This is a genomic window from Thermoproteota archaeon (assembly GCA_003352285.1).
Classification (GTDB): domain Archaea; phylum Thermoproteota; class Nitrososphaeria; order Nitrososphaerales; family Nitrosopumilaceae; genus PXYB01.
In genome coordinates, this window is record QQVN01000003.1 from 181185 (window position 1) to 207900 (window position 26716).

Here is a 26716-nt window from a genome sequence, read left to right on the forward strand (position 1 = left end):
ATTTTGAAAAAGTAATATGGAGTGACCGTAAATCAAACTTGAGTTTTAAGAGCTGAAAAATATGATAACAATACTTGCTGGGGGAACAGGATCTGTGAAACTTGTCCGGGGTCTAGTCTCCCAAGAACACGATGTGAATGTAATTAGTAATGTTGGTGATAATTACTGGCTTTATGGGATGTATGTTTGCCCAGACATTGACACAATTGTATACGGATTAGCAGACTTATTAGATTATGAACGTGGATGGGGAATTAAAAAAGACACTTTTAATTTTCTAAGACAGATGGAGGTTTTTGGAGAAGAGACTTGGTTTAGAATTGGGGACAGAGATGCCGCCACTCATTTAATTCGTACAAATATGCTAAAAAATGGAAAAAACCTTAGCGATATAACAAAATGGATGTGTGAAAAATTTGCAGTTGGCGCTAAAGTCATACCTGTAACCGATAATAGCGTTGAAACTAGAATTATTACTGATAAAGGCGAATTACATCTTCAAGAATACTGGGTAAAGTATAGGGGAAAAGACAAGGTGGAAGGAATTCAATACATCGGCGCTGATAAAGCTAGACCAAATCCAGAAGCAATCAATGCTATACATGATGCAGATATGGTTATTCTAGCTCCTGGAAATCCATTGACAAGTATTGGACCTATGTTACAAATTAAAGGAGTTAGAAAAGAACTCTCAAAGATGAAAAAACGAGTTGTTGCAGTAAGCCCATTGATTGGAAATAAAGCATTTAGTGGACCTGCAGCACAATACATGGAAGCTGCTGGAATTGAAGTTAATGCGTATGGTTTGGCAAAAATGTATTCAGATGTATGCTCTAATATTGTAATTGATTCAAAAGATAAACTTCTTACCAAAAAGATCCAGAATCTCGATATGCATGTCTATGAAACAAAAATCGCAATGAAAAATAAAATGGCTGAAGACGCATTAGGTTCTTTTCTCTTAAAACAAGTCCGCGTCTAGCTTGAACATCTCAGCAATAATCCCTGTAAAGACATTTTCTAAAGCAAAATCAAGATTAGATCTACAATCTGATGTTAAGACTGAATTATGTAAATTAATGTTTGATGAAGTCCTTAGCACCCTATCTACATCTCCCAAAATAAATAAAATTGTTGTAGTTACAAAAGATGAAGACGCATTATCAATTTCTAAAAAATATAATGCAGTATCAATCATTGATCAAAACGAATCTGGTGTAAATAATGCAGTAGCCCAAGCAGACAAGTATCTGGTAGAAAATAATTTTACTGCATCAATTGTCTTCCCTCAGGATATTCCATTTATGAAATCTCAAGATATTGATTTTCTATTGAAATTCCTTTCCTATCCAACCTGCTCCCTTGTAGTCCCATCTAGAAAATTTGATGGAACCAATGCACTATTGAGAATGCCAATTGATCTTATGGAGACACATTATGATGAAGATAGCTATAAAATTCATCTAGAAACTGCAAAGTCAAAAACTCCTAATTGGTCACTAGTTTTTGTCAGAAGAATAATGATGGATATTGATGCAAATGATGATCTAGAATATTGCATGTCACAAAATGAAAAGCCAAATGTTTGTGAAAAAATTTCTAAATTACTATAATTTTCCTGATTCTTAAGATCATACTTATAAGAAATGTGTAAGAAATTTTTAAATATAAGATCTAGAGGTTGGGCGATTGGTAAAAACTGGAAATCAAAAAAGCAAGTGTCCTAGATGTGCCAAAGGTACATTGTTGACAGACGGCAACACAGGAGAAAATTTTTGTGACAAATGTGGTTTTGTAATCACAGATAAAGTAGAAGAATCTGGCCCAGAATGGCGTTCATTCTCAAAAGAAGAGGGTGATAATCGTAGTCGTACTGGTGTTCCAACATCTTTGGCCATGCATGATATGGGTTTAGCTACAATAATTGGAACAGCTGATAGAGATGCTACTGGCAAACCACTCTCTGCCTCAATGAGAAGTACCATTGAACGATTAAGAACTTGGGATAGTCGAAGTCAGGTGCATGAACCAGTTGATAGAAACTTTCGACAAGCATTTTCTGAGCTTGATAGATTAAAAGACAAACTAGCTGTTGGTGATGCAGTAATTGAAAAAGCCGCTTACATTTATCGTAAAGCCTTGGAAAAAGGGCTTGTTCGTGGACGTTCAATATCTGCTTTGATTGCATCTGCGCTTTACGCAGCTTGTCGTGATACCGAAACTCCTAGAACATTAAAAGACATTGGACATGCAAGCAATATCAAAAGAAAAGATATCGCTAGATGTTATCGTTTACTGTTGCGTGAGTTAAGCTTGAAGATGCCAGTCGTTGATCCGATAAAGTGTGTTGCAAGAATTGCAAGCAAAGCTGGTCTTAATGAAAAAACAAAGAGAGAAGCAACTAAAATTTTACAGACTGCTGAAGAGGTAAAGATTTCCGCTGGAAAGGATCCGATGGGATTAGCTGCTGCTGCACTTTATGTTGCGTGTGTAACTAATGGAGAAAATAAAACACAACGTGATGTTGCTGAAGCTGCAGGCGTTACTGAAGTAACAATTAGAAATCGTTACAAAGGATTAAAGACAGCACTAGATCTCTAACGTACTTTTTGTTTTTGATTGCTTATATTTGATTATCATAATTGCAGAAGATAACACTCCTGCAATTATGAACATTATTTCAATCGTATTAATCATTGAATGTGAAAATGCATTACTAATAGATACTGAATTCAGTTCTGCTACCAAATATACATATGAAAAAACAAAATAATTTGTTGCCCAGTGAATTAAAATTGCAGAAACTAATCCATGTCTGATATATGCCCAACCAATGATAATTCCACTTGCCGTAGCCTGAGCAAATTTTCCATCACTCCATGATTCCCCTGAAATAATATGTGCAATACCAAAGAATGCTGCAACTATTACAACAAGTGCAATAGCTTTCTTTTTTTCAGAGAGATTTAGGTTAGAATTTGGATTCCATAAAGACTTGAAAAAATGCCTCACTGAGGTTCTGTGTGAATACATTGCAAAAAGTGGAATGCCTATTAACAAAACCCTGAATCCAAACTCTTCAATTAATGGTGCCTTCATTACGTCAAAAAACTGAATCAAATTATTTTGTGGCACTGGAGGGGTGGTCAAAATTCCAAATTGCTCTTGAATGATTGTTATGCCTGCTGAAATCAATATCAAAACTGTGAACCACTTTATTGCAGATACCAAGTAGTTGTCCTCAGATTGTTCCTTACCACGTAGTAACGCCGGCGTGATTGTACTGATAAAATTCTTTTTTGGGCCAACCATCGATACTGCAAATAAAACTGCAAAAATACTCCATATGATGACAAATGCATCACCCAATTCAAACTGGATTGGAATCTGATTTTGTGTTCCTGTCAGGAAAAAATCTACGCCACTAACAGGATACTCAAAATTTATCTCATTTCCGATATCTGTATTGAAAACTACAAAGGCTCCAATTGGAAATGACAATAACATCATTCCAAAAATTATTGAAATTAATGCTGAATATGGGATCCCAAAACCTTGTAAGATATTATTTGATTTTTCCAATCTTTATCTAATGAAGTTCAATTGAAGATTCTGCAAATCCTAATTTTATTAGAGATTCTTTGATTGTATCACGATGATCTCCCTGTAAGAAAATATATCCATCTTTTGCAGTTCCTCCACAGGCATACTTGTTTTTTAATTCCTTTGCTACGCTCTCAAGATTGTTTAACTTTGGATCTAGACCTTCAATCATAGTTCCTTTCTTTCTAAATCTGCGAGTTTCAAGTCGAACTATAATTTTTGTACTGTCTTTTGCTAGATCTCCACATGCACAAAGATCTTCGGGTAGGCCACAAGTATTACAGATTACTGCCATTCGTTCGAAAAACATTCCTTTACACACACTATTAAGCCTTGTCTGTTTAGTAAAAAATTCTTAGAATTACTTTTTACCATACAATTGTAACTAGTCATATGTCTGGAGAATTGACCAAAAAAGCAGTTGAAATGCTGCTAAAAGGTGCGACATTACTTGGTGAACCATGTCCATATTGTAAAGGAGTACGTGTAATGAAGGATGGACATGCATTATGTGTCAATTGCGGAAAAGAACCAAAAGAAGAAAAAAACACTGAAACTCCAAAAACCACGCCTAGCATGACTGAAATGCTTGAAAATAAACTCAATGCATTGTCATCTCAATTAGAAAAAGAAAATGATCCTACAAAGCAGCAAGAGATACTAAAAACCATAAACTCCATACTAGAAACAATTGAAAAAATAAAAAAATCCTAGCCTATTTTGCTAAAAAATAAATCAACACATTTTCCAAACGATGAATTCAATTCCTTCAGTCTTGATTCGTTCATCTTTAATGACTCGTGATCAAACCATCTTTTATCCAAATACATACTGCGATTCATTTCAATCTGAATCCAGGGAACTGGATTGTTTCCATATGTTTTTGTTATGTGTCCTCCTTTGAATGGCTCATTTAAGGAGACATCATTTCTATCTATTGAATATGATCTTGCAAGACTATCTGCCAATATTTCTAGCATTTCACTTGAACTAGTTTTACCGTCTTGATTAGATATGCAAAACAAAGGACGCTTTTTTGAATTACCATCTGGAGAAATATTTGGTGCAACCTCTGCCATCGAATGACAATCAAAACACACTTGCAACTCTAGCTCTGATAATGATCTCTGAATTTGACGATGATATGGTTTGTAATATTTTTCAATTAATTCCCTTATCATCTCGTTATCTGGTTCCTTTCCTGGAATGTAGATTTGTTTTTGATAACATGTCATGCTCTTTACAAGTCCATCTGGATTTTTTGGAGGAAGATCCTGTAATGATCTATTAAGATCCACAAACGCTCTTGCAATTTTTGCAGTGATTACTCTCTGAACTCTTTCTCCCAAGTTGTAGATTTCAAAAACATATGGATCTGAATCATCAAACAAATCGTGTTTTGTAATGCTTAGATGTTCTTGTAATTCTTTAGGTTTCTCTGTACCACCATGGGGGATTGATAATAGTACTGGATATTTTTTCAATCTACTCCTTCAGCTGTACCGTCTCTTCGTACTTCAGCAACTCCTTGATATCCTGAACTTGTTTGTTTTTTAATTACTGCGTGAATTGCTCCATGATAAAATGAATATCTCTCTTTTTTTGTAATTGTGTAACCAATGTCAGCAAGATAATCCAATAATTCGTCCTCAAATCCTCCGTCCTCAATGCTTACTACTCCTCCAATCGTACAATGAAATCTTGGTCTATCAATGGCTTCATTCATGGGTAAATTTCCGTCAATTACTCTGGAAAGAAAATGACTAATGGCTGAAAATATTCTTTGACTGCCTGGACTACCTACAACCATCCATAATTTTCCTCTATGAAAAACCAAGGCAGGAGAAACCGAAGTCCAAGGAATTGCATTGGGTCTGATAAAGTATGGGTGATTTGGATTTGTAAATTCAAATGCAGACATGTAATTGTTGTAGAGAAATCCTAGTCCATCAGCTGCAGCTTTTGAACCATATGCAAGCTCAATTGATTGCGTAATCCCTACTGCGTTTCCTTCATCATCCATAACTGACAAATGAGTTGTATCATCTCCTCCAAAAAATGGTTCTTCCATGGGAAGAGTAGCATCCATTTTGTTGTGAATAGAATCTGCCATCTGCTTTGCAAATCCTCGTTCAAGATGTAACTTGTCTTTGATCTGGTGATACGTATGAGGGTTGAAAGGTCGTTGAACTCTATGTAGAAATGCTTTCCTAAATGTTTCTGCTATAAAATGATATGAAATTGGTTTTGAGCTTCGAAGAAAACTAGAAGGAAGATGATTTAACATCATTAAAACCAACAACAAAGTTCTACCCGCCGCAGGAGGTGGAAGCGTAACTACTGATACATGTCTGTATGCTCTACTTATCGGCGTCCTTTCTATTGGTTCAGGAATCCATGCAAGATCTTCAGCACGAATCAATCCTTTATTTTTTCTCATGTCTTGATCAATTTTTTTTGCAATCTGACCATGGTAAAATGTTCTATACCCATGAGCTGCTATGTATCGTAACGTGTCTGCCAAATCTTCTTGAATGAATTTTTCTCCGATTTCATATGGTACTAGTCCATCTTTGAGAAAATACTTTGCACCTGATTTTGATTTAACTTTTTTAAAATTCTTCATTTCTCTAACTTGCAAATCATGTTGGAGTTTTGTAATCTTGTAACCCTTTTCTGCAATTCGTATTGCAGGTCTAACGATTTTTGGCCATTCTAATCTTCCATATCTCTCATGAAGAAATCCTAAAACTGCAACAGTGCTTGGAACTGTGGTTGCTCGATACCCGATGAGACTTTTACTCTTTTTTTGATATTTTAGAGAATTTGCTAAAGATGGTGATCTACTAGAACCATCAATGGCTATGGATCTTCCGCCAATATGTAAAATTGCCATAGACTGACCTCCTAAACCTGATGCCTGAGGTTCACATACGCCCAATGCTAGGGCAGTAGCACATGCTGCATCTACTGCATTTCCTCCTTTTCGAAGTATGCTTACTCCGGCCTTTGTAGCATCTGGAAATGCAGATGCTACCATGCCTTTTTTTGATTCAGAGAATTTCTTTTCAGAATTTGACTTGAAATCTCCTTCGATTTTTTCAAGATCCATAATTAATCAATTATCTCCTTACCACAATGGGGACAGTTTTTTGATGCATTTTTCTTTTTTCTCATTTCTTCAGTAAATGCTGATGCCATTATTCCAGTAGGTATTGCATACACAGCTATTCCTAGAATTGCTACTCCAGCTGCAACTAGCTTACCTGCAGGGGTTACTGGGTATGTATCTCCATAACCAATTGTTGTTAACGTTACTACTCCCCACCACATTGAAGTTGGAATACTTGAAAAAGCTTCAGGTTGGGCTTCATGTTCTACATGATACATTAGACTAGATGCAAAAATTAACACAATAAATAAAATAAAGAATGCTACTGCCAAATCTCCCATCTTTGATTTTAAAACTTCTCCTAATGTTTGCATGGGTTCTGAGTATCTTGCCAATTTGAATAGTCTGAATAATCTCAATAGTCGAATAATTCTGATAAATCTCAAATCTGTAACGATAAATGGCAAAAAGAATGGTAGGATTGCTGCCAAATCGATTAACATCATGGGAGTTAAAGCAAATCTTATTCTTGCAAATTTTTTACCTTCATACTTTGGATTAAGTGGGCATAGTACAATCCTTCCAATATACTCAATTGTAAAAATAACAATTGAAAATAATTCAAATGTATAAAATAGTGTTGAAAATTGAGAAGCTACTACTTCTTCTGTCTCAACAATTACCATTAACACATTTAATGAAATTAAAACCACCATGAAAATTTGAAATCCTCGTGAAACGATGTCGTTAGTAGTACCTTCTACAATTTCATAGGATCTTGTAATAGCTTTATTTGTCATCTTTTAGACCCACTTTCTACTCTTAAACCATATCATCATTACTACAACTATTATCACCATTACTCCCAGCATGACAAAGTAACTTCCTTCCCACTGTAGCTCAGGAATGTATGTGAAATTAGTACCATAGATGCCAGCAATGAATGTAATTGGAATGAAAATGCTCGCTATTACCGTTAATGTCTTCATGACCTCATTCATTTTGTTGCTCACACTTGAGAGGTAGGTGTCCAGCATTCCGCCAATCATGTCTCTTAGGCCTTCTATGTTGTCCATCACTTGAACGGTATGGTTGTAGACATCTCTGAGGTACTTTCTTGTAGACTCATCAATGAGTTGTGAATCCATTCGTTCAAAGCTATCTACGACTTCTCTCATTGGCCAAATGGATTTTCTTAATGCCACCATCTCTCTTTTTAGAACATGGATGGATTGTAATGTTCTGGGTGTTGGGTTGTCCATCAACTCTTCTTCTAATTTCTCAGTTGCAATGCCAATGCTTTCTAAGACTACGTAAAAATGATCTATTATGGCATCCGCTAATGCATAAGCAAGATAATCCGTCTGCCTTGCTCTAATAACTCCGATTGATTTTTCTAACCTGTCTCTAATGGAATCAAAAGCATCATCTTCTGTTTCTTGAAATGAAAGCACATAATTTTTTCCTATCACTAAACTAATGTCTTCTAAAAATAATCTTCCTGAATCTTTCAAAATATGAGGTAATTTTAAAATTACAAACAAATGATCATCATAGTTTTCAATCTTCGGTCGTAACTCAGTATTCATAATGTCAGCTCGTGTTAAAATGTGTAGGTTGTAATATTCTCCTATCTTTTCAATCACATCTGGTTCATGCAGACCAACAACATTTGTCCATGTGATTGTGCTCTTATCTTTTGAGTTTAGACATTCTTCTACAGTAGCGGGCTCTCTTTTAATGAAAGTCTTTTCATCAAATTCAATTTGCTCAAATGTGACTTTCTCAACATGTTGTTTCCCAACATGCACCAGTGCCCCTGGATGCAGACCAACAAGGTCTGATGATGTCTTGGTTTCTTTCTGAATGTTTTTTACAATCTTTGCAATATCTGCAATATTTGTTATCCCTACATCCTTGGTCAACTCTTTAACTTTTCCAGCCTTACCAGCTACTCCTACCACAATAAATCCTGCCACAATTGAAAAAATTATACTAAGGGTTAATGGCGTAAAGTCTCCAATACTTGCAGCTTCGTATATTGCAAGGACATCTGTTGTTGATCCTGGAGGAACAAAAACTCCTATAGCCAAATCCAGTAGGAAGAACAAAAATGAAATTGATGCTCCTACTATTATTGCTGTAATGACTGTGATCCTTGGTGGAATATCAATGTCTTTCTCACCTTTGTATGGCGAAATGAATTTCTTGTATCGTACAATTAGTAGTGCAATTGCTGTAATTACTATTGTTGAGATAATCCACCATATGATGAATACCGCCCCCTGTTCGCTTTCGTACTGCTCTATTCCTGAAACTAAATCTTGAATATTTCCTGTTAAAGGTAGAGAAAAAATTGATGTTGCAATACCGACAATTATTTGGTAAACAAAAGCAAAAGTGAATCCAACAGCTAGTCTGTTGACGATTATGCCGATGTTATTTTTCAATTGATTTCTTCTCTCATTTCATGGTCTTTAAGTTTCTTGTAGGTTGTCTTTTCTTCCAAAATTTGAAAATATTTGCCTTGATAGACCAATTTTTATTCTGTCTTAGAACATCTATAGATAACAGATGCTAGAAGCGCTGATCTTTCAACAATGCTATCATGAACAATAAACTCATTTGGTGAACGATACTTGTGACCGATTGGACCAAAACCATCTAATGCTGCAAGCTCTGATGGAACATTGCTAATATCAGAAGAAACTATCTGCGCATGAGGTTTTATTTTGATTTCTAAAAGATCTGCAATCTCTTTTACAAGTTCATAAAATTTTGTGTCAGCTTCCTCCTCCTCGACAGGAGCCCTGCTGTGTATTTTATTGATCTCCACATCAATCTTTGCCATTCCAGCTTCACGTTTTTTCATAACATTTCTGATTTTTTTATCAAGTTCGTCTCCCAGTTTTTTTGTTTTGTAACTGGATACTAGCGATAATGTCGCAAAGTCTGGTGTGTGTCCATGTGACCCCTTTGAATCTACTGCTGTTGTTCTAATTCGAAAATCTTTTTCACTCTTTGATATCTTTTCAATTGCAAGCACTTTCTTACTTAGAACAGGAATAATCCCGTGAAGGTCAATACTGTTTTTTCCAGGTGATGAAGCAAATCTAACTTGATAGTCGCTTCTACCATGGCATGTAGTGATGATTCCACCATCGATACTAGCTGATTTTAATCCAACTACATATCGGGATGACTTTGAATATTCCTCGACAATTGTCTTACTATGCCTTCCACCTAAACTATCATCTGTAGTTAGTAAAATCCCACATTTTATTTTCTTGAGTCTCTTTGCAAATCTTAGGGCTTGTAATGCTCCCAACATGACTACTAGGCCTCCTTTACTTTCTGCAATACCTGAACCATAAATTCTATCATCATCTTCTCTATAATGCACCAAGTCATGAGGGCCATAATGGGTATCTAGATGTGAAACAATCAGAACATCATTTTCTTTTTCTGTATGGTTGGTAAAGTAATGAAAATCGCCAATATCATATTGCTTGTGGATGTTCTCTTCAAATCCCATATGTCTTAATCTGCGAGCAATCATTAATCCTAGTTCATTTACGTTATCGATGTTGTACACATGAGTATTGAGGTTAACAAAATCTTCCAAGCTTTCTTTAAGTCCTTGTAAATGTCCTCTAAGATATGTTCTAGTAAGAACCCTGAGTGGTTTTGAAGTATCTGGTGCTTGTTCTGATTGTGTTATTGGATGACCAAAGTATCTGATTACAGCTACATCTAAAATTCTATTGACTAGTGATTCATATGTATATCCTGCAGTCTTTGCTGCATGAAAAAATGAACCCCCCATACCTAAGCTTGCCATTGAGTTTAATTCTAAAATGTAAAAATTCTCATCTTTATCCATTCTAATATCTACACGAGTGTAATCATTTAATCCCAAAGTGTAAAATGCATCTTTGCACAATTTTCGTAGCTCTTCAGCTTTTTCATCGGACAATGGAGCTGGACAAATTTTATCGATTCCTCCTTTCTTTACCTTGTCATCTTTTGTTTGAATTTTGTTTGGATCTCCTTCTAAATTAATTTCAACAATAGGTAATGTTTCTATTGTAGGGCCATTTCCAAGTAGTCCTACTGCAAACTCTCTACCGGGAATGAATTGTTCTACAAGTATATCTTGAGTGAATTTTTCAATTTGTTTTCGTACTGCTTCTCGAAGGTCTGGCCAATTATCAACAACTTCCATCCCCATAGAAGTTGATTCTAATTTTGGTTTTACAATTACTGGAAAAATCATATCATCGAATTTATCATCCGGTGTTCGAAATACCCAAAAACCTGGAGTTGGGATTTTATTTTTTTGTAGTACGATTTTTGTCATGACTTTGTCTTGGACAATTGCATGTCCTTCTGGGCCTGAACCGATGTAAGGGATTCCCATCATCTCCATCATTGCAGGAACATGCGTGTACCTGTTTTGACCCTGAACTCCATATGCCATGTTAAAGACCATTCCAGGTTTTTCACCTGCAACTACTTTTGGCATGAATTCTTTTAATTCGTCAATGACATGAATGTCCCCTTCAATCACTTTGACATTATGTCCTCCTTTCTCTAGTGCTCTGGCAACTCTTTCAACTGCCTTTTTACTATAGTGCTCTTTAGTAGGCATTCCAAAAACATTGATCACATCATTTGGATCGATTTTATTTTCATTATAGATTAGAGCCACTTTCAATTGAATCCCAAAAGAACTGGGGTTTCTTTGCATTTAAGGAAAGCCATTTTAATTCGTGTTAGTTTATTTACGGATATTTCACACTGAACAATATGGTGGGGAAATTAGCGATTACTGCAATTACATGTGCAGTACTGTTCATTATCGGAATCCTGACATTGACTTTTGTCAATCCATTTTCTGAAGAATGGCTAATTGGGATAGGATTTATCGGTGGTGCCATTGGGCTGGTTGCCTTGACTATCTATCTGAAAGTAAGATCCTAAATTGTACCTAATTTACTCAATAAAGTTTTTATTCCAAAGTTCAAAATGGTGATTTATCATGAGTAGTAAAAAGAAAGGCGCACCATTACCCGCATCCAGTGCTGGTTTACTACGTTTCTTTGAGGATGAAACAAAAGGATTCAAAGTTGATCCAAAGATTGTTGTATCAATTCCAATTGGTTTAATTGCTATTTCATGGGCAATGGAAATTCTTCTAGTTCCGTGAATGTAAATGACTGAATCTCATGATGACGTTTCGCAGATCCAAAAACGTTATTCTCTGACCCTCCTTAACCCGTCTTCGTATTACACATCTTTAGTATTCTCTGTTGCTGTAGTGTCTGTTTTGGTAGCAGTATCTGTTTTTGCTTATCGTCAAAGCGATGATATTCTTTTTCGTTTAGCACTTGTAATTCCAATTTTACTTGTCACACAACGTATTGATGCGTTTTTCATTAGAAACAAAGAATATTCTAAAGCCTTACACATGTCTTTGTTTGGAAATGCACTTTGGTTGCTAACTGCATTTGCAGGCATTCTTTCAGTCTTTGTTCTCTCAAAACCAGAATTACATCTCTTCTACATTACTGAAGGTATGTTTCTTTTTGCTAGCTTTAGAATCGGCATTTTCACTACTACACTGGGTGCAAGTCTGAAAAAAGCTTGGTTAGTATGTCTACTTCAGCCTTTGGCATTATTTTTTGCAATGGTTCCTTCTGATCTTTGGCTTCAAACCTTGAGTGAGCCATGGGTATTGATTATCGGTGGAGCTTTTCTTGCAATTTCTTCAATTTGGTCAAGGTGGACTGATAGGGCTGGACTACCAAATGTAAAAAGTACACACCAGCTAGTACAAGCATATCTATTCTCACTATCTAAGAATGACCCCTCCGAAGTAGAATCAATTATAGAAGAACAATCAAAACCATCCAAAGTTAGCACAACTCAAATTAAATTTCACACTAAAGACAAAGGTGTAGATTTTAGAATTGTATTGCCTGATATCCATCCAGGACCATTTCATCCTGTAGGTGGTAGCAACATCCCCTATTTGATTTACAAAAATCTTGATTCTTCTGCTATGGTGATGCATAGTATCTCAGATCATTCCTTGAACTTACCATCAAGAACAGAAGTGAATAATTATCTACAAAGTCTCTCTGCTGGTTCAGTAATAAATGAAGGAATAACTAGTACAGAACCCGTCACTATACAGATTAACAAAGCAAGGGCGGTTGGTATTTTATTTGGAAAGACGGCAATTTTGTTTTTGTCGCTGTCTCCTCACGGTATGGAAGACATCCCACTGCATATCAAAAATGAAATCGAGCGATTCTCAAAGAATCGAAATTTTGAAAAAACTTTGATTGTCGATTGTCATAATGCTATGGGAAAAGAAATCTCTCAAGTTGATGGTGAGGATTTACTTACTGCATCAAAATCAGTACTTGATACTCTAAAAGCTAAAGAGACATATCCATTGGAATTTGGTTATGCAAATTCAAGTGATATGAATCTTGAAGCTAAAGACTTGGCAATGGGAGGAATCGGAATACTCTGTTTAAAAATTAACAATAAAAAATATTTTCTTGGGTGGGCAGATGCAAATAACATGGAAAATGGAGTCAGAGAAGATGTAGTCAAGCATTTTTCAAATAATGGCTATGAACTTTTGGAGTTGTGTACTTCTGATACTCATTACACCACAATGGGTGTTCGAAATAGAAATGGCTACTACCAATTTGGATTTATCTCAAAGTCTACTGACGTTGCAAATTGGTTCTTAGACATTGCAAAAAAAGCAGAAAAAAACATCCAGCCGGCTTCATTTGAAATCATTGAACATGAAACCGATGTAAAAGTAATGGGTCCAACCATTTATCGTGATTATTCAAGAGCAATTGATCGTTCAATGAAAATTACAAAGGCTGTCCTTTTGGGATGTATCGGCCTCTTTTTGGTATCTATGCTTTAATCTCCTTCATCTGATCCAAATTTCCGTAAAATTCATCGACAAAAGATGCAAACTGATGAATTGGCACTATTGGAACTTTTTTGATAAAGTCTACTCTGTCTTGATACAATGTCACAATGACTGGTACTGCAATAGCTCCAGGAGTTTTTGCAATGTAGTGCTTTGTCCTATCAATTTGCTTTTGGACTACTGTCTGCATTGCAGAAAAGCTGGTTTTCTTCCAATGTTTACAATCAATTAACATCGCAAGGCCCATCTTGATACCTATGATGTCTATCTCCATTCGTGGCTTTGTCAAAACTAAATTTTGTACTACTGCAAAGTCATTAATGCGTAAAATTTCTCCAACAAGACCCTCAAAATCCTTCCAATCTATCTTCTCAGATACTTCTTCTATTGTTGCCCCTTTCTCAAGAGTCATTAACGCAAATTTTAGTTTGTCACCTTTAGCAAAAAAATACATACCGTCTTTTTTTGCACCGATCTGATTTTTAGCTAAATCCTCTAGAATTCTTTCTGCAGTATTGGTATCTGTTTTTGCCACCATGGAAAAATCCTTTACTGAAATTCCATCTTGTATGATTCCACTAATCCCATTGAGTAATGTTTTCAACTGCAATATGTTCCAAAATTCATTTTTGTTTTTTAAATCTTCAATTTCTTTAGAAATGATCTCGTGTCAATATGAAAGACCTTTAATTATGACTAATGTAATTACAACCTATGAGATTTTTGCTAGTCTGTTTACTAGCAATAATTGTAATCCCTTTAAGTGCAAATTCAATTTATGCAGAACAAGGAACTTACGTAAATAAAATAAAATTCATTCAATATCTTGATGAAAATACTGCACTTGAGGAAGTAAAAAATGGCAATCTTGATTTTTACTACTACCGAATATCTTCTGACAGAATTGAAAATACCAAATCACGAGAAGGAATAAACGTCTATGATTCTACTGGTGGTTCTTACAGTATATTGGTAAATCCTGCAGAATCTGAAAAATTCAACCCCTTTTCTATTCGTGATGTAAGGTTTGCTTTGAATTATCTCATTGATAGAAAACTTATCGTCAATGAATTAATGGGTGGTTTTGGAACTACTATGATTTCAAATTACGGACCTTTTGATACTGATTACCTATTGATTCTGAATCAATTAGAAGAGTTTCAATTCCGTTATAACCCTTCACTTGCTGACAAAATGATATCTGACGCTTTAGAAAAAAACGGCGCAACTAAAATTAACGGTAAATGGTTTTACGGGGAAGATCCAATAACTGTCACAATTTTCATTCGAAGTGATGATCCTGTGAGAAAATCCATAGGTGAAATCTTAGCTTCCAATCTTGAAAAGATTGGTTTTACAGTCACAAAAGATTTTGGTGATTTGAATAAAGCATTTGTTGTCGTTTATGGTTCTAATCCATCTGATCTAAAATGGAATTTGTATACTGAAGGGTGGGCTGGGCGCTCTGCCTTTGTCAGATATGACTCCCTTGGTTTGGCACAAATGTACTCCCCATGGTTCTCAAACATGCCTGGATTTAACGACCCATCATACTGGAACTACAAAAATGATTATCTTGATGGAATAACTCAAAGAATCTACACTGGAAATTTTTCTTCATCTGATGAACGAACTAGCTTAATTCAAGAGGCGACCACTGAAGCAATAAATGAATCGGTAAGAATTTTTCTAGCAAGTAAAATTGATCAATATGTTGTAAATGAAAATGTCTTGGGAGTTGTAAATGATTTTGGAGCAGGAGTGCCAAGTCGTTTTACTGCAATAAACTCAAGATCTTCATCTGATACTCTTAACATTGGTGTAAAGCAGATTTATCAAGGAGCATGGAACCCTGTGATGGGACTGGGTGATAGTTACAGTACTCAAATCTGGTACACTATTTTTGATCCTGCACTGTTTAAACATCCCTACACCGGAGAAACATTCCCCATTAGATCAAATTGGAATGTTGAAACTGCAGGACCAAACGGAAAACTAAGTGTTCCATCAGAGGCAATTATTTGGAATCCTAATACAAAATCTTGGGTTGAAGTCAAAGACGGCACAAAAGCCACAAGTAAAGTTAGATTCGATTTGACTCTTGGTAACTGGCATCATGGTAGGCCAATGGATATGAATGACATCTTACATTCAATTTATTTTACGTTGGAGTGGGGCTCACAAAAACAAGATGATGATAAAACTTTTGATACAGAATTTACCCCAAGAGCCGCACAGGTGGTGAATACTCTTGTGGGAATTGTACCTGTTGATGATGATACTATTGACGTGTATGTGGATTACTGGCACTTTGATGATGCCGAGATTGCTGACTGGGCCTCCATGTGGAGCAGTATGCCATGGGAAATTTTTGCTTCTATGGAACAGGCTGTAATGGATGGTAAAGTATCCTTTTCGCGCTCCGGGGCTGTCAGTAAAAATGTAAACTGGCTCTCTTTGATTATTCCAAAGGATTCCAATATCATTAAGGAATACTTGGAAAAATTCCGAGACTCTGACTTTATTCCAAAATCACTTGAATCTTTTGTATCTGATGGAAATTACTTTGAATCTAGATATGTGTCCTCGATAAACTGGATTGAAAAGTATGATCATGCTGTAATTAGCAATGGCCCATATTACCTAGAGGGCTATTCGCCTGAATCTAGAACAATTCAGGTTAATGCATTTGCTGATGAATCATATCCCTTTGGAGTCGGTTACTGGAAGGAATTTGAGAATGTTCAATTTCCAAAGATTATAGGCGTTGATGTGCCTGATTTTGTTATAAGGGGTGAAAAATCCACATTTTCAATTCAAACAGATTCTGCCTCTCAGATCCAATTCTTCATATCTAATCCTCAAGGCCTTGTAGTCTCTGCTGGTACACTTGAAATCCCTGATAATTTAGTAAATCTTGAGTTATCTCCAGAGGATACCTCTTTGCTTGGAGTTGGTGCTAATAATATCAAATTATTTGTTATATCTGATTCTGTACTGAGACCAGATATTTTAACAACCAGCTTTTTGGCTGTAGATGATCCTGAGCAAGTAATTCCTGAAACCATTGTCGATAATAGTTTGTCTGATTCTACAATAGGTGATTCATACATCTATGTCATTTTGATTATTCCAACTATTGTCATTATCTTAATTTTATTTTTCTTTAGAGAAAAAATTAAAACTTTAAAACATTAAATTTATTTTGTTCCCGTAATGAACAACGTTCCTAACTCTCTTTTCCATTTCCTATTTCCTTTTACATTTTTAACATGTTTTGTTTTTACTTTAAAACCTGCATCTGAAAATAATCTTTTCCATTCTGATTCTGAATAAAGATGCATAGTTACACCCATTTTTTTTGACCAATTTGTAGTTGCTTTATTTTCTTTGTAAAAATCCGTTCCACAAAAAAATTGTCCTCCGTCTTTAATTATCTTGTAAATTTTCTTTAAAGCATTTTCTACTGATTCTGAATAATATAGAGATTCCATCGAAAAAACGTAATCATATTTTTCTTTTGTATTCCATGACTCAATATCTGCTTGAATGAATTTTTCTTTATTCGATATTGATTTTAGTTTTGCATTCTCAATCATTTTTTTGCTCTTATCTATTCCAACTGCTTTTTGGCATAATTCATTACTTGATATCTTTCTAATTACCCAACCGTTTCCACATCCAACATCTACAAAACTAAACTTTTTTTTGAATTTTATTGTATTGATAAATTTTAGAACTGTTTTTGCATGTTCCTTTTCCATTAATTCAGAGCGACCATTTTTTGCCCAATCATCAAATGTTTTTTGAATTTTGTCCAATATGTAATTTTTAGATTCATGTAATTTCAATGTAGTCATTAGTAGCTTTGATATGAACGAGTTCTACGTTTATCTTATATTCAATTTTTCAAAATTCATTTTGAAAAGAAATTGCCAGATGAATCATGCAGATTGTGCGGGGGAGTACTCAATGATTGTACTCAGTGCGCTCAATGTAAGGAAGTCATTAGTATGATTTGTCGTAATTGTGGTACAAGAACACCTGAGCAATTTCATAATTCTTGTATGTACCATATTGAAAGCATCCAGACCGACCGCGTGCCAAATACCGGTGATGGCAACTACCTTGCTGTGGTTGCCATCACATAATTTACATGAAAATTGTCTGAAATGTAAAGCAATAAGCGAGGATTATCCACAATTAGTATAATTTTATAGTATGTTTTAAGTATGATTTGCTGTGTCTGAAATCGCAGTGTATCGGCACACTTCGGTCATAGTATTCTCTATTCTACTCTTAATGCCAGTCTATGCTAACGCGCAAACCTCAAAAATCAGCTTACTTGATAATTTCGGGGATTTCCAGAAAGGTGAGTCTCTCTTTATTTTTGGAAATATAGCATTAATTGATCCAGAATCTTTTCTAATTTTACAAATAATCAACCCAAACGGAGACATTTGCCAAATTCAACAAATATCTCCATTGCCTAGTGGTGCTTTTGTAACTGATAGTATTCCATTAAAGGGAAGCATATGTGGACTTTCTGGAGATTACACTGTCAAACTGTTTTATGGTGAAGAGATCTCCACTGCATCTTTTAGGGTTCTGACTACCGTATACAAAGAATCCTCCTCTCAAGAATATTTTGAAAACGCAAAAAATCTAATCTCTGAAAAAATTGTATCCCTAAACGAGAAAACTACTGTAAACACTTTGGTTTATAGCGAAAGGTTGAACGCAGTTTCCTTTGGTACATCCTCGCTGCAAGAATTAGAGGCACTGTATGCAGATTTATGGGTTGATTTTTTCATTGAAGATGAATTATTTGAAATTGATCCAAAGTTTAGGCCGGTAATTACTTCATCTCTTGATGCTACTTCTTCCTTGATTGAATCTAGTAAACTATCCTTTGATCTTGCAAAAAATATAGACAAGGATACTTTTTCTGCACTATTCTATTATGAAATCGGTGATGCAAAGACTGCAATTGAAAAAATTAAAGACGTATTTGTCTCAATACAAAACGTTGATCCCGTAAAGATAACTCCTACAAAAATTCGAACCTTTGAGGAGTTAGAAGAGACTCTTCTGAATCTCATGAAGAAGACTGGTTCTATTATGAATCGTAATGTCAAAGAAGAGATTGCATTCATCTTTGCAAGAGGTACTGCCCCTGTTTATGCTACTGAATTAAATGACTTGCTTGACTTGTTATCTGAATCAAGATATCTAGATGTTATCTCAAGAAAGGATAACTCTCTTTACAGATTAGTAAATTCAAACTGGGAAAATACTCGAGAATCCCTACTAGATAAAGAAACAATTGAGGAACTTCTAGAATCAAAAGAGCGGGTAGGAAAACTATATTCTGCATCCCTCCTTTTGCGAGACTTGGAAAATGTTGATCGATTTATCACATCTGACGTTGATAATAACTCAGAGCTGGCAAATTTGATTATGCCTTCTTGGGATGATCTCCAATCACGACTGGAGCTTGCATCTTCAGTTGATGATATTCTTGATTCAAGAACAGATATTGAGGATATGAAGAACGTAATTGACATCTCCTCCAGAATTTCCAAGGCCGTGGAAATCTCAAATGAGAGCCAAATTGACTCTGCAATGACAGCAGGTTGGAAATCTCTTCTAGAAGAGGTACAAAATGCAAGCTCTGTTGATGAGATTTTAGATATCGTATCTGAATTTGATTCCTCAATTAACGAGTTAAGAGAAAAAAGAAACCCACTAAACATTTTGAAATTTCAATATGAGACAATGAGAACTAAGGCAGAACTACAGGCCGATACAAAGAATCTCTATTTGATTGATAATGCATTAAAAATACTAGATACAGCTCAGAAGCTTGAAGATGGAAATCCAACAGTAAGCAAAATTGATAGAATTGAGGTGTTACTTGCTTGGGTAAGTGCAAAGGCACCAGAAATTAAAAATGAACTTGATTCATACTCTAAAGATGCATACAAAGTTAGGGCCTCTGACATTTTACAGAGAGCAAAATCAATTGAAAATCTTGTTGACCTAAGCTTGAGAAAAAACAGATTCCTTCCTGGTTACACTGATTTCACTGATTCAATGAATGAACGAATTGATGTGGCAAGAAATCTTGTAGTAAAAAATGATTTAGATGCAGCTGATAACATGGTTCGAGAATTGTTTGAAGAGTGGCGACAGGTATCTGAGGCATATGCTGATGATCCTTTTGGTTCTGATGTTGGATACAGCAAAGATGAATTACGGCGTATAGAGTTCAGGGAGAAGTTAGATTCCTATTCCCAAGTCGTTGCCAATTTTTACAATGCTGATTTTGATAAGCGTTCATCTGAGTACAATAGGATGACTGATGATGCATACGATCTATTAGAGCATGGAAACTTTGTTGATGCAGAGACCAAGATTAACGAGATAGGCAATTACCTGAGTGAGTACTTGGCACTAAACAATGACAAGATAATTTATGACATATCCTATGATCCTGAACAAGACATTTGGGTGATGTCTGGATTTGTAGACAAACCAATCTTTGATAGAAGGGAGAATCTATATCTCACAGTTTACGAGATGGATGGGACAACCCATAGCAATCTAAAGTTCACTGATACAAAGGAAGGCGTATTTTTCACACAATGGGAGGCTCCAGTAGAACCTGGATTATACGTTGTCATGCTTCAGTATCAAAATCAAAAGGCATCTCAAATTGTTAATGTAGAAGAGAAAGTTGACCGCAAGTATTCCTCTCAAGACCTTGATATGGTAGAATTAGCTAGAGAATTTGAAGAACTACAATCCTTTGTTGAAAGATTTGGTGGTGATAACTATGCTGCCAATAACCAAAGATTTGCATCTGTAATTAATGACATTGAGCTTGCCCTCAAGGAAAAGAATCCTGAAAAGACAAGTGATAAACTCTCAGAACTAAATCGATTAATTGAGAGATACTTACCATCACGATCCCGCTCAGCTGTAATTGAGGTACAGTATGAAGACAACAAACTATTGCTCTCTGGAGCTGTTCAAAAGACACTGTCTTTTAGTGAAGATCTCTTTGTTGATATCTTCAATCAGAAAGGAGAGCGTGTTTATGAAGTTGGATTGAAGGATACTTCCTCTGGTCACTTTAATGAAGTGTTATCAAAACCATTCTCCTCTGGAACATATGTTGCACAACTAGAATATCATGATCTGATTGTTAATGACTTTTTTGTCATACCATAATTGATTCATGGTCCACTTTTTGTTTCAATTTTTTCAACTAATGCTTCAATAGGAAATCCTTTTTGTACAATTTCAATTTTATCCTTGAAATTGTGAAACACAGACTTTAACTTCTCTGCTTCATATGCTGAAATAATTAGAATACTTTGATTCGGTTCTGTTGAAAGAATTTGTTTTACGACTTCGTCTCCATTTTTTTGCGGCATACTATAATCTAGAATCACTGCATCAAACTTTCTATTTTGAATCCAATTGGTCTTGAATTTTGTTATGCATTCATTACCGTCATTTGTTGTGGTAACCGTATGACCCCTTTTTGAAAAAGCATCTGCATAAATTTTTCTAGTAAACGAATTATCATCTGCTATTAAAATAAGCATAATACCAGTAACATAGTATTACAATATTATGCTTGGATGTTTATCTCAAACAAACGAATTGGTATATGTCATATTGTTTTAGCAATACTGGGCTTATCCGGTCCATGTTTTCATGAAATTCAAGGATAAATCCTTGAATTTTTCATCTTTTGACCACATCTTTTACCATGTTGAAAAGCTGTCTTACGGCAATCTTTGGATGGTGTGTGGCAAGCCTTACAACATTTGAGAGGCCAAAATCTGCTTTAATAAAGTCCAAAAATTCTTCGGCAGACAATTCCTTGATGATGTCTAATTCTTTATCCCACTCTTTATCTGATAATCCAATCCACCTTGCTTGGACCTTTCCAGCTGATGTAATCTTTGACTGGATGGCTTCTTTCCAAACCTCTTCATATTCTCGCAAATTTTTTTCCGATGTATCGTTTGATCCTATTGCTTTTGCTGCTACTTGTCCAGCTACTCGACCAAATCTAATCGCATATCTAATTCCTTCAAGTACCAGTGGATTTGCTTGACCTGCAGAATCTCCAACTAAAATCAAATTATCATAAACAGTCTTACGGGTTAATCCATCATTAGGAATTAAGCCGTAATGGAATTCTATCTTGTCTATCTTGCCTAGTTCTTTGATTGGACCTAATTTTTTTTCAATTATTTCATTCAATCTTTCTGTCGGGTCCACCGCAGATTCTGGTTTTCCAATGCCTACTCCTATCCTGACTTTTTTTCCACCAACAGGAAAAATCCATGCATAACCTGCAGGAGAATATTCCTGACCTACCATCAACCACCATGTGTCTTGGACTACCTTCTCTGCATTTACTTCGTATTCTGCCCCTACCCCAAATCGCTTCCATTTTGTTGTGTATCCTAGGGACTTCGCAACAACTGTTCCAAACCCGCTTGCATCAATGAACACCTTTCCATAAAACACAACATCTCCATCTGGAGACGATGCTCTCACCCCGATAATTCTTCCATCTGAATCCTTTATTGCATCAATCACATTTGTTTTTGTAAATAATTCAGTTCCTTCACTTTGGGCCTGTTCTACTAACCAGCGATATGTCTTTCTAACGTCTAAGACTGCAGCCCTTGGAGTATCATCTGAAATAGTAACAACATTGTTTGGAGAACAGAATGAAAAATTCTTTATTGGATTATAGCAATCTTCTGGAACTCCAAAAGAGTCCATATCTTTAATCCATGTGACTCCACTAGTTCTCACCGATTGGGAAACCACATCTTCTTTTTCTAATAGTGCAACTTTACATGAATTCTTTGAAGCCATGTATGCAGATGATGAACCCGCTGGACCTGCACCGACGACTACAACATCATAATGAAACTCTTTTGTCACTTTGAAGTTGATTTTAAACCAAAATAATAATTTTGAGGGTTTTTTAGGCATGAATTCCATCCTATTTCATGAGTACCTTTGAGAATTTTTCACAGGAAAACTATGATCGTCTGAAAATTTTCCTCATCTCGAATTTTAGCCTGATCTTTCAACCTGGTGATTCTCCAGGTGTGGATGAATCATTTGAAATAACTACAAACTCTGGTAAGGTTATTGGGAGTTATGGGAACAATGTCATTACTATGATGCATCAAAACTCTGAAACCGAACATCAAAAAATCATTAAACAAATTCAAGATGAATTTCCTCACTCCAAAAAAATTCAAGAAAAAAATTCTGATTCCCCTGTTGATGAAAAGGCTACTTTCGATTATGCATCTATCTCAAAAAAATTCTATGATCATATCATGTCGTGTGATGAATGTCGAAATAAATTTGAATATATATGGAAACATGCTAAGTTCTCATAGAACTATTTTTTTAAATTCATTTCTTGTTTTGATTTCTTGAAAATCAATATCTCTACTTGCTTTTACTTTGTATGAAAAATCTATCTTTATTGCTTTCTTTAAATGTTCTAATCCTTCATTAATTTTGTTTTGTTTTACGAGGCTTGATGCTAAATTGTATGATGCAATTGCACTATCTGGATTTTTGTCTAAAATTATTTTATAGCATTTTATTGCATCATCATATCTTTCTAGATAATGTAACGCAAGTCCTTTATTGATTAGAGCAAGTGCATCATAACCGTTTATTTCTAATACCTTATCGTAATGTTCAATTGCTTCAGTATATTTTCCATGCTTGCCTAATATGTTACCAATTTTTAATTGGGCCTTGACATCATTTGGGTCGATATCTAAAATTCTATTATAATGTACAAGTGCTTCTTTTGTATTTCCTAAATTGAAGCTTCTCTGTCCTAAATTATGTAATTCTTCTATTTGGTTCATTAACGAAAATAATTTCGAATGAAAGTTATTTTAAAATTGGTTTACCTTTTGCATCATTGGTTCTTTCTGGGTCAAAGGTATCCATGTGTTGATAATCCCTATGCATGTAGCTTTGAGTCTCTCCCTCTTTTTTCCTACAGAATTTCTTATGGATTGCTTCTTCTATCTTTAAAGTGGTCTCATTTTCATGAAATAGGCGTTTTCCACAGTCTTTACAGATTATCTCAGGCATGTTTTTTGTAGATTTTCAAATGTATTTAGATGTTTAATTTCTTGGATATTATTAGGATGAACGAGTCTGATCTTATCCCTTTTGCCACTTGGGCTGCTATTGCTGGACTAATAATATCGATTTCAGCATTAAGCTATAGATCATTTTTGAGGAAGAAAAAAAATGAGACATCTGCATCTTGAGAAAAAAGGTATACGCGGACTAGCCATTGCAGAAAGTTTTACTCAACATTCAAAAAAATCCATTCTGGCTGGCGTCGTGATGAGACGTGATCTCATCATTGACGGATTTGTTATTGGAAAAACAACCCTTTCTGGGGATGATGCAACAGATGAAATTTTACGCATGTATGAAAAACTAAACAGACCTGATGTCAGTTATGTTTTGATTTCTGGAGTTATAATCTCTCTATACAATATAATTGACATACAAAAATTATACAAAAAATTACAAATTCCTATCATTGCAATAACCTATAATGATTCTTCTGGGATTGAAGATGCGTTAAAGTATCATTTCAATGATGCACAATCAAAGATTGATGAATACAAAAAACTTGAAGAAAGAACCAGAATTAAATTAGATACAAATTTTGATGTATACATTAGAAATGAGGGTTGCACTCTTTCTGATGTACAAAAATTATTAAATGAATTGACTCCTCAAGGTTCAATACCTGAACCAATAAGAGTGGCTCAACTTCTTGCAAGAACTATTTTGCTTGATTAACCTTCTGATGCTGACTTTCCACCGTCTACATCAATTATTGAACCTGTAATCCAATTTGCTTCATCAGATGCCAAGAATAACGCTGTGTTAGCAACATCAATTGGTTCACCAATTCTGTTTAACGGTAATCTTTCTTCTAAGACTTTTCTTGCCCCTGGATCATCAAGGTATGGCTTTATCATTCCAGAGTTAATGATTCCAGGATTGATACAGTTACAACGAATGTTTCTTCTAGCATATTCTATGGCAATTGATTTTGTGAACATGTTGATTGCTGCCTTTGTAGATGAATATGCTGCAAGGTGCACTCTTGGGACTGCCCTTTCTGCAGAGACTGAACCTATGTTGATTATTGCCCCTTTCTTTACTTCGTACATTTTACCCAAAACAGCTTTGGATGGAAAGAATACTCCAAGCATATTAACATGAATGAGGTTCCTAATGTCTCCTGATTGCATGTCATGAAAATGAACAGGATCGTTGATTGCCCCGGCACCATTAACTAAAATGTCGATTTTTCCATATTTGTCCATAACCTGATTTACTGTTTGGTTTACTTGAGCCTCATCAGTAATATCACAAGTCATTGGCACTGCTGAATCTGGTTTCCCAGTTGACTGTCTAACTTTTTCCAAGGAATCCAGGTTTCTTCCTAAAAGAACAACTTGAGCTCCTTCATCAACAAATCTTTTGGCAATACTAGCACCAATATCACTTGAGGCACCGGTGATAATTGCAATTTTATCTTGTAATCTCATGATATTGGTAATGTGTCTTGTCTTAAATTAATTTTGTATATTCTCGGAATTCGTACTGGATTTTAGGTATGCAAGAATTCCGGTATAATCCAGATCTCCAAATCCCTTGTTAAGCGCTTGCTGATACACCTGTTCGGCACTGGTTGTCATCGGCAGGGAAATTCCATAAGATCTTGCAGTCTCATTTATCGTCTTGAGGTCTTTCTTTAGATTTTCAAGTGTGAATGTAGGGGTAAACTCATCTTGGATCATTTTGTAACCTTTGTTTTCACTCATTCCGGTTTTAAAGTAGGTCTCATTGAGTATGTCCAAAAAAATTTTTGGATCTATGGATGCTCCCCTTGCTAAAGTTATGCCTTCAGAGATTGATAATGCAAGCATGGCAATTTGTAAATTCATTGTCAGCTTTACTGTATGGGCAGTACCATTTTCTCCAAGATAGAAAACTTTGTGTGCAATAGTTTCTAAAATCTTCTTATGTTTTTCAAATGTTTTTGAATCTCCGGATGCCATTAAAACCAACTTTCCATTAATTGCCACATTTGGTCCTCCCATTACTGGAATGTCTAGCATCTCGATTCCATTTTTTTTATACTCTGAGGATATCTCTCTTGAGGATATGGGGTTGATTGTACTCATATCTGCAATAGTCAGGTTTGAATGTATTCCATGAATGATTCCATTCTCCCCAAATGATACTTCTTTTACTGCATCTGCATCTTTGACACAGGTGATAACAAAATCTGATTTTTCTGCAACCTCCTTTGGTGAGTCAACTACTTCTGCCCCATGACTAGCTAATTCATCTGTTCTATTTTTCGTTCTATTGTATGCGACTAGTTTGAAATCTGAATCTAAGAGGTGCAGTCCTACAGCATTTCCTAGCATACCAGTTCCTATGAGGCCTATTTTCATTAATGAGTTTCAGCTGCATAAAACGTATTTTAGTTATTTGATTGGAAATTATCTTCTCTCTTCTGCTTTAATCTTCCAATTATCTTTTCCAAATCTAGAAGACTCAAATTCAATATGTCCTATCACTTTGTCTCCCCTTCTTACCATTCCGTAATCTGATTTTTTCATATGAAAGATTTTTTCCTTTGTCTTGTATCCCCCCTCGATAACTTTAACTTTGAATCTTTTACTAGCTTTGATAATCAATTTTCTTGCCGATTGAACATTTCCAATCCATGAAAACATTTCAAAAGAACCAAAATTGTCAGTATCTAAATCATATCCATATAATCTTGCTTCAAATTTAAGATCATTTTCTTGTGATTGCTCATTTAACCAGTCGACTACTTTCTGACCAAATCCTTTCTCTACGCCAAATGTCTCTGAATCTCTCATAATTCATGGTTGATTTTACACTAGATGAAT

27 protein-coding genes are annotated in these 26716 nt (G+C 35.3%); 11 read left to right on the top strand and 16 right to left on the bottom strand.

The annotated features are described in order from the left end of the window. Positions 1-61 precede the first annotated feature (61 nt). The 3 genes from DWQ18_02655 to tfb all read left to right on the top strand — a co-directional run bounded on the left by DWQ18_02655 (position 62) and on the right by tfb (position 2601). Positions 62-982: a 2-phospho-L-lactate transferase gene (locus DWQ18_02655; GenBank protein RDJ33834.1), complete on the top strand. Its 921-nt coding sequence runs from the start codon at positions 62-64 to the stop codon at positions 980-982. A gap of 1 nt (position 983) precedes the next feature. Next, complete coding sequence (gene cofC / locus DWQ18_02660; GenBank protein RDJ33835.1) at positions 984-1613, top strand: 2-phospho-L-lactate guanylyltransferase; 630 nt, start codon at positions 984-986, stop codon at positions 1611-1613. Between the two features lie 76 nt (positions 1614-1689). Then, the gene (gene tfb / locus DWQ18_02665; GenBank protein ID RDJ33836.1) at positions 1690-2601 is read left to right on the top strand and encodes a transcription initiation factor IIB; all 912 of its coding nucleotides are present in this window, start codon (positions 1690-1692) and stop codon (positions 2599-2601) included. On the opposite strand, the gene DWQ18_02670 is transcribed toward tfb, so the two are convergent. Then, positions 2590-3582: a CPBP family intramembrane metalloprotease gene (locus tag DWQ18_02670; protein ID RDJ33837.1), complete on the bottom strand. Its 993-nt coding sequence runs from the start codon at positions 3580-3582 to the stop codon at positions 2590-2592. The genes tfb and DWQ18_02670 overlap by 12 nt on opposite strands. A 7-nt stretch (positions 3583-3589) precedes the next feature. Then, positions 3590-3898, bottom strand: a complete 309-nt coding sequence (locus DWQ18_02675) for a stress response translation initiation inhibitor YciH (GenBank protein RDJ33838.1) — start codon at positions 3896-3898, stop codon at positions 3590-3592. Positions 3899-3996: 98 nt separating this feature from the next. Here DWQ18_02675 and DWQ18_02680 point away from each other — a divergent pair, with 98 nt between their 5' ends. Further along, positions 3997-4317: a hypothetical protein gene (locus DWQ18_02680; protein ID RDJ33839.1), complete on the top strand. Its 321-nt coding sequence runs from the start codon at positions 3997-3999 to the stop codon at positions 4315-4317. On the opposite strand, the gene DWQ18_02685 is transcribed toward DWQ18_02680, so the two are convergent. The 5 genes from DWQ18_02685 to DWQ18_02705 all read right to left on the bottom strand — a co-directional run bounded on the left by DWQ18_02685 (position 4314) and on the right by DWQ18_02705 (position 11432). Then, a complete protein-coding gene (locus tag DWQ18_02685; GenBank protein ID RDJ33840.1) occupies positions 4314-5087 on the bottom strand; it encodes an N-formylglutamate amidohydrolase in 774 nt (257 codons plus the stop codon). The genes DWQ18_02680 and DWQ18_02685 overlap by 4 nt on opposite strands. Further along, positions 5084-6715: a gamma-glutamyltransferase family protein gene (locus DWQ18_02690; protein RDJ33841.1), complete on the bottom strand. Its 1632-nt coding sequence runs from the start codon at positions 6713-6715 to the stop codon at positions 5084-5086. The genes DWQ18_02685 and DWQ18_02690 overlap by 4 nt, the downstream gene beginning before the upstream one ends. Positions 6716-6717: 2 nt before the next feature. Next, the gene (locus DWQ18_02695; GenBank protein ID RDJ33842.1) at positions 6718-7515 is read right to left on the bottom strand and encodes an ion transporter; all 798 of its coding nucleotides are present in this window, start codon (positions 7513-7515) and stop codon (positions 6718-6720) included. 3 nt (positions 7516-7518) lie between these two features. Then, on the bottom strand, positions 7519-9165 hold the full coding sequence (corA, locus tag DWQ18_02700; protein RDJ33843.1) for a magnesium and cobalt transport protein CorA: 1647 nt from the start codon (positions 9163-9165) through the stop codon (positions 7519-7521). Between the two features lie 92 nt (positions 9166-9257). After that, positions 9258-11432: a M20/M25/M40 family metallo-hydrolase gene (locus DWQ18_02705; protein RDJ34322.1), complete on the bottom strand. Its 2175-nt coding sequence runs from the start codon at positions 11430-11432 to the stop codon at positions 9258-9260. A 324-nt stretch (positions 11433-11756) separates the two neighbouring features. On the opposite strand from DWQ18_02705, the gene DWQ18_02710 reads away from it, so the two are divergent. Next, positions 11757-11924, top strand: a complete 168-nt coding sequence (locus DWQ18_02710) for a preprotein translocase subunit Sec61beta (GenBank protein ID RDJ33844.1) — start codon at positions 11757-11759, stop codon at positions 11922-11924. A 6-nt stretch (positions 11925-11930) separates the two neighbouring features. Beyond that, positions 11931-13673, top strand: a complete 1743-nt coding sequence (locus DWQ18_02715; GenBank protein RDJ33845.1) for a DUF2070 family protein — start codon at positions 11931-11933, stop codon at positions 13671-13673. Here DWQ18_02715 and DWQ18_02720 read toward each other — a convergent pair. Next, complete coding sequence (locus DWQ18_02720; GenBank protein ID RDJ33846.1) at positions 13663-14295, bottom strand: hypothetical protein; 633 nt, start codon at positions 14293-14295, stop codon at positions 13663-13665. The two genes, DWQ18_02715 and DWQ18_02720, sit on opposite strands and share 11 nt — an antisense overlap. A 101-nt stretch (positions 14296-14396) precedes the next feature. Here DWQ18_02720 and DWQ18_02725 point away from each other — a divergent pair, with 101 nt between their 5' ends. Next, a complete protein-coding gene (locus tag DWQ18_02725) occupies positions 14397-16880 on the top strand; it encodes an ABC transporter substrate-binding protein (protein RDJ33847.1) in 2484 nt (827 codons plus the stop codon). A gap of 2 nt (positions 16881-16882) precedes the next feature. Here DWQ18_02725 and DWQ18_02730 read toward each other — a convergent pair whose 3' ends face one another. Beyond that, positions 16883-17503, bottom strand: a complete 621-nt coding sequence (locus DWQ18_02730; GenBank protein RDJ34323.1) for a class I SAM-dependent methyltransferase — start codon at positions 17501-17503, stop codon at positions 16883-16885. A 111-nt stretch (positions 17504-17614) separates the two neighbouring features. On the opposite strand from DWQ18_02730, the gene DWQ18_02735 reads away from it, so the two are divergent. Beyond that, entirely contained in the window at positions 17615-17833 is a 219-nt protein-coding gene (locus DWQ18_02735) for a hypothetical protein (protein RDJ33848.1), read from the top strand. 151 nt (positions 17834-17984) lie between these two features. Further along, positions 17985-20918, top strand: a complete 2934-nt coding sequence (locus tag DWQ18_02740) for a hypothetical protein (GenBank protein ID RDJ33849.1) — start codon at positions 17985-17987, stop codon at positions 20916-20918. A 5-nt stretch (positions 20919-20923) separates the two neighbouring features. On the opposite strand, the gene DWQ18_02745 is transcribed toward DWQ18_02740, so the two are convergent. Beyond that, positions 20924-21298 (bottom strand): response regulator, encoded by a 375-nt coding sequence (locus DWQ18_02745; GenBank protein RDJ33850.1) that lies wholly within the window; start codon positions 21296-21298, stop codon positions 20924-20926. Between the two features lie 142 nt (positions 21299-21440). After that, entirely contained in the window at positions 21441-22712 is a 1272-nt protein-coding gene (locus DWQ18_02750) for an NAD(P)/FAD-dependent oxidoreductase (GenBank protein ID RDJ34324.1), read from the bottom strand. 17 nt (positions 22713-22729) lie between these two features. On the opposite strand from DWQ18_02750, the gene DWQ18_02755 reads away from it, so the two are divergent. Then, positions 22730-23131, top strand: a complete 402-nt coding sequence (locus DWQ18_02755; GenBank protein ID RDJ33851.1) for a hypothetical protein — start codon at positions 22730-22732, stop codon at positions 23129-23131. On the opposite strand, the gene DWQ18_02760 is transcribed toward DWQ18_02755, so the two are convergent. Both DWQ18_02760 and DWQ18_02765 read right to left on the bottom strand, forming a co-directional pair. Beyond that, a complete protein-coding gene (locus tag DWQ18_02760; GenBank protein ID RDJ33852.1) occupies positions 23126-23617 on the bottom strand; it encodes a tetratricopeptide repeat protein in 492 nt (163 codons plus the stop codon). The genes DWQ18_02755 and DWQ18_02760 overlap by 6 nt on opposite strands. A gap of 25 nt (positions 23618-23642) precedes the next feature. Further along, positions 23643-23849 (bottom strand): hypothetical protein, encoded by a 207-nt coding sequence (locus DWQ18_02765; GenBank protein ID RDJ33853.1) that lies wholly within the window; start codon positions 23847-23849, stop codon positions 23643-23645. Between the two features lie 162 nt (positions 23850-24011). Here DWQ18_02765 and DWQ18_02770 point away from each other — a divergent pair, with 162 nt between their 5' ends. Continuing rightward, positions 24012-24578 carry a DUF99 family protein gene (locus DWQ18_02770; protein ID RDJ33854.1) on the top strand — a complete coding sequence of 189 codons (567 nt, stop codon included), beginning with the start codon at positions 24012-24014 and terminating at the stop codon, positions 24576-24578. Here DWQ18_02770 and DWQ18_02775 read toward each other — a convergent pair. From DWQ18_02775 to DWQ18_02785, 3 genes are read right to left on the bottom strand one after another with little or no spacing between them, the layout of a single operon-like run. Beyond that, complete coding sequence (locus DWQ18_02775) at positions 24575-25336, bottom strand: SDR family NAD(P)-dependent oxidoreductase (GenBank protein RDJ33855.1); 762 nt, start codon at positions 25334-25336, stop codon at positions 24575-24577. The two genes, DWQ18_02770 and DWQ18_02775, sit on opposite strands and share 4 nt — an antisense overlap. A gap of 27 nt (positions 25337-25363) precedes the next feature. Continuing rightward, positions 25364-26251: an NAD(P)-dependent oxidoreductase gene (locus DWQ18_02780; GenBank protein RDJ33856.1), complete on the bottom strand. Its 888-nt coding sequence runs from the start codon at positions 26249-26251 to the stop codon at positions 25364-25366. Positions 26252-26299: 48 nt separating this feature from the next. Continuing rightward, positions 26300-26686 carry a hypothetical protein gene (locus tag DWQ18_02785; GenBank protein RDJ33857.1) on the bottom strand — a complete coding sequence of 129 codons (387 nt, stop codon included), beginning with the start codon at positions 26684-26686 and terminating at the stop codon, positions 26300-26302. Positions 26687-26716 lie beyond the last annotated feature (30 nt).